This is a genomic window from Marinococcus sp. LNHM5E3-2.1, from assembly GCF_056034365.1.
Window position 1 is genome coordinate 1 of sequence record NZ_JBQLIB010000026.1, and the last position, 4,389, is coordinate 4,389.

Genomic DNA, 4,389 nt, shown 5'->3' on the forward strand with positions numbered 1-4,389 from the left:
CAACGAAGGTAATGTCATTACTGTGTGAATTATAGATAATAAGTAATTGATTTTAAACTAACTCGAACTGAAGGTTTTAGGCGTGATTGAGCAAAGCGAAAATCAAAGCCTACTTTACTTGATAATAAGGGTAACTATTTACGCAGCAGTTGAACGTCTATAAGTACTGTAATTACGGCAAAAAAAGGGAAAAAACTTGCACTTTTTAGGATACTAATCTAGAATTTCAAGTAACCACACTAGAAATTAAAGAGTATCGGAGGTGCAAGTTTTTAATGCGTAACTATTTTGGGATGTAGTTTTGCATTTATTTAAAACTAATTTTATATGGAGAAGTTTACCGAGAAAAAGAAGAAAAATCAAGTATTAGCACGGTTTATTCGTAAGTTTTTGTCGGAATCGTCATGGGAGATTGTGCAAGATTGTAATACATTTATGATGATGGTGGCTGATGAAACCCTGAAAAATAAAAAACAGCATAAAGGAAATACCTGCAAAAATCGATTCTGTCCGATCTGTTCGTGGAAGAAAGCTAGAAAAGAAGCTTTGGCTTTAGCGATTCAGATGGAATATATTAAAGATACATACAACAAGGACTTTATTTTTTTGACTCTTACGACACCGAATGTAAAAGCGGAAGAGTTACATGATGAGATTAAGGAATACAATCATGCATTTCAAAAATTGGTTAAAAGAAGAGAAGTTCAAAGTGTGGTTAAAGGCTATATTCGGAAATTGGAAGTTACATATAATCAAGATCGAGATGATTATAATCCCCACTTCCATGTGTTAATTGCAGTTAATAAAAGTTACTTTAATAAGCCTAATCAATATATTAAGCAGGATCGTTGGTTAAAATTGTGGCAAGAGGTAACGAAGAATCCGTTAATTACCAATGTTCATGTGCAGAAGGTACGGACGAACAGTAAAAAAGAAGTGGCCGAACTAGCCAAATACTCGGCGAAAGATAGTGATTACCTGGCGAATGAAAAAGTATTCGATGCTTTTTATAAAGGGTTAAAAGGCAAGCAGTTGATGGTGTACTCTGGGCTGTTTAAAGAATCGAATAAGTTATTCAAAGATGGAGAGCTTGATCACTATAGAGAACAAGATCCAACGGAATATATCTATGCGTTGCTGTATAGTTGGGGACACGGGAATTACGTGGAAGAGGAAAAACGACTACTGACGGAACAGGAACATGGGGAAGTGAACCGACAGTTGGTGGAGGAAGAAGATTTGGATGAAAGGTAGAAGAAATAAACAGTTTTCAAATGATCTGTAAAATATATGGGGTAAAGGCATAAAAAGCTTCCAGGTCCGTTAACGGACCTGGAAGCTTTTTGACTCTGATGATTGGAAGAATAAAAAGGATTAAAGCTTTCCAAGAGAGAGACTGAGCAACTCTCTCTTGGATGGCCAATTTATTCTCCGTATACATCAGCAAACCGCCAGCGATGAGACTGACGGTCTGCCGTTCTCTTTAAAAAAGAGGAGGTATTGCGGGTGTATAAAAAGAATATCATGAATGAACAAAGAGTTTCAACGAGGCTAAGTTTATGGAACATAGAAAAAACGAACAACTGGTGGGAGGTTCGTTTTTTCCAAGGCAATATAACAAACTATCAAGGGAGATACCATGAGGCCGACATGGATATCTCTTACTTTAATTCCACTATTGAAGAAATCGAAACACGTATTTAGGTGATAAGAATAAAAATGTTATTTAAACAAATAGAAAAGAAGCACTCTCTGGAAGAGTGCTTCTTTTCTTGTCTGGACTAACAAAAATACAAACAGCAAGGGAATATCCATGGCTGGATATTAGAGATTCTATTTCCGGAATGAGCATGGATATAAACCTACATTTGTTCGATGAGGATGGAAATAAATATTTTGGTGAAAGGAAACAGCATTGTTTGATCGTTCGTCAACGGTACCGGACATTGGCGAAGCCAAGGGAGGATAAGGAGTTGACGGACGCACATGGGATCCAGGCTATTGGCGATAGCTAAAAAGGAAAAACACTTTTTCCCTTTTTAGCTTCGTCCTCGACAGAGCCACCGGAGGTAGAAAGAAAGTTTTTGGTGGCCCCTTTTTTCAAAAAGGGGGCGGTCTTTTTTGGCCATGCTTGGCATGGCTCGGCGAAGCCGACAAGCCTCGCAGAGCATTTTCGTTTTGACACACTTGTCAAAACTCAGAAAATGTTACTTTGGCAAAGTAACAAAGGTCTGGTAGTCTTGAAGGCAGCGAGGTGATCGAGATGGGCATGAGCATTTCACTTAGAAAAGATACGAAAAAGACTAACATCAAACATAATAACCGGGAGTTCACGGAGCGAGGAAAAGAACGAAACGACCACATCGATTTCTCGAAATCGGACCGAAATGTGTACTTAGTGAAAGAAGATCTTCGCCAAGTTTATGAGCGAGAGTTTGGACCAGCCAAAGATCGATACAATGAAAAGCAGCAACGCCGGGATCGAAAAATTGAGGACTACTATAAGCATGTGCAGCAGGGGAAAAAGAATCGCCCGCAGCAGGAAATGATTGTTCAAATTGGAGGGCAGGAACATTTCGATGATCAAGAACCGAATCGGGAGATGGCGAAAGAGATTCTGCAGGAATGGTTCCAGGAGTTTCAGGAGCGTAACCCACAACTCAAAATTTACAATGCGGTCATTCACGATGATGAAGCAAGCCCACATATGCATATAAATTTTGTGCCGGTGGCCACCGGATACAAAAAAGGCATGGATACCCAGGTGTCGTTTGACCGGGCGATTAAGCAGCAGGATGACACGCTGAATCAGACGTATCCGTTTGAAGACTGGCGAGAACGAGAGACTGGATTTTTAGAAGAAAAGATCAACGCCAGGGGGATTGATCGGGAGCTCGTTGGAACGAAGGACTATGAGGACATGAATGACTTCAAAGCGAAGACCAAAGAACTCGAAGACCTGGAGCAACAGATCAAGGAGAAACAGGCGTCTCTGGAGCCCATGAAGCAGTTTGAGCAAAATTTCAGTCGGATAAGTGCTAAAACCAAAGAAAAGCGTTCTATGGGCTTCGCAGGACCTCGTAAAGTGGAATTACTCAAAGAGCACTATGACGAACTGTATAACCTTGCTCACGGATCGTTTGATACGAAAAATAAAAATGAAAGTTTGAAGAGAGAACGTCATGCTCTCCAACGAGATGTGCGTTGGGCGCAAGAATCGAATGAGGAATTACGAGATCAAAATGAGAAACTGAAAGAAACTAATCGTCATTTAACGAATGAAAATAAGATTTTGCATAAGGCGTTCGATTTGTTGAAAGAGCAGTTCTCGAATCAAAAGCAGCAGTTTGCGGATATGGTGGGACGGGCCAAAGGTAAAGCCATTGAATCTCTCAATTTAAAAAGATATCCAACGAGTTTGAAGCGAGATGATGAACAACCAGCGATGGATAAAGTTTTTCAAGAAAAACAGCAGGAACGGGGGCAACAGAAAAAGAAAAATCGCGGGCGTGGACCGAATTTAGGTAGGTAGAAAAATCTAGGGGGCCAGTATGGTAGCGAAAAGTGATATATCGACAGCAAAAAAATTATTAGAACTTGAGCAAAGTAAAAAGAAGGAGGACCGGATATATGGTGCCTTACTTTCTAAAGCGATTGAGAAACGGATTGATTTAGGACTAACGCAAGCTATGGTTGGTCAAAAAAGTGGATTGGCAAGACACACGGTCTCAAGAATTGAGCGAGTGGATAGGCAGATTACAGAGACAACATTTTTAAAATATCTAGAGAGCCTTGATTTGGAATATGAATTAAACGAAAAGAGTATGTGATATAAGGGTTGGGAGAGAGGATATGGGTGCAAAAATGAATCATTCCAGTTGGGAGAAGTTGTTCCAGTTGGGTCAGAGCGAAGAAGAAACGGACCAGGCATATGCCAAAATGTTAGCAACGGCGATTGAAATACGGGTGGAGATGGGTTTAACACAAGCCATGTTAGCAGAAAAAAGCGGACTGACCTCTAGCATGATATCCAAAATGGAAAGTGGGAATAATCATCCCACGATGAAAACATTTTTAAAATATCTTCGAGGATTAGAAATTGATTGGGCATTAATGCAAAAAAAGTAGTGGCCGTGACTTTGGGCTGCGAATAGAAAAAATATGCCTGAAGGAATATATTCCTTCAGGCATATTTTTTCTATGTTGTATAAAATCCTTTGCCTGGTGCACCAAGCAAAGGATGCTAAAAGTTGATTGCGATTCAGAGACATCCATCCTGCGTTTTTTCAGTACGGCTTCCTCTGAACCTAATCAACGAAGGTAATGTCATTACTGTGTGAATTATAGATAATAAGTAATTGATTTTAAACTAACTCGAACTGAAGGTTT

The 4,389-nt window shown here is 39.7% G+C and carries 4 protein-coding genes; all 4 read left to right on the forward strand.

The features are described 5' to 3' along the window. The first annotated feature begins 327 nt into the window (after window positions 1-327). Complete coding sequence (locus ACTRXH_RS15885) at window positions 328-1,254, forward strand: protein rep (RefSeq protein ID WP_474283007.1); 927 nt, start codon at window positions 328-330, stop codon at window positions 1,252-1,254. A gap of 1,009 nt (window positions 1,255-2,263) precedes the next feature. Beyond that, a complete protein-coding gene (locus ACTRXH_RS15890; RefSeq protein ID WP_474283013.1) occupies window positions 2,264-3,532 on the forward strand; it encodes a plasmid recombination protein in 1,269 nt (422 codons plus the stop codon). A 19-nt stretch (window positions 3,533-3,551) separates the two neighbouring features. Continuing rightward, entirely contained in the window at window positions 3,552-3,830 is a 279-nt protein-coding gene (locus ACTRXH_RS15895) for a helix-turn-helix domain-containing protein (RefSeq protein ID WP_474283009.1), read from the forward strand. 22 nt (window positions 3,831-3,852) lie between these two features. Next, complete coding sequence (locus tag ACTRXH_RS15900; protein ID WP_474283011.1) at window positions 3,853-4,128, forward strand: helix-turn-helix domain-containing protein; 276 nt, start codon at window positions 3,853-3,855, stop codon at window positions 4,126-4,128. Window positions 4,129-4,389 lie beyond the last annotated feature (261 nt).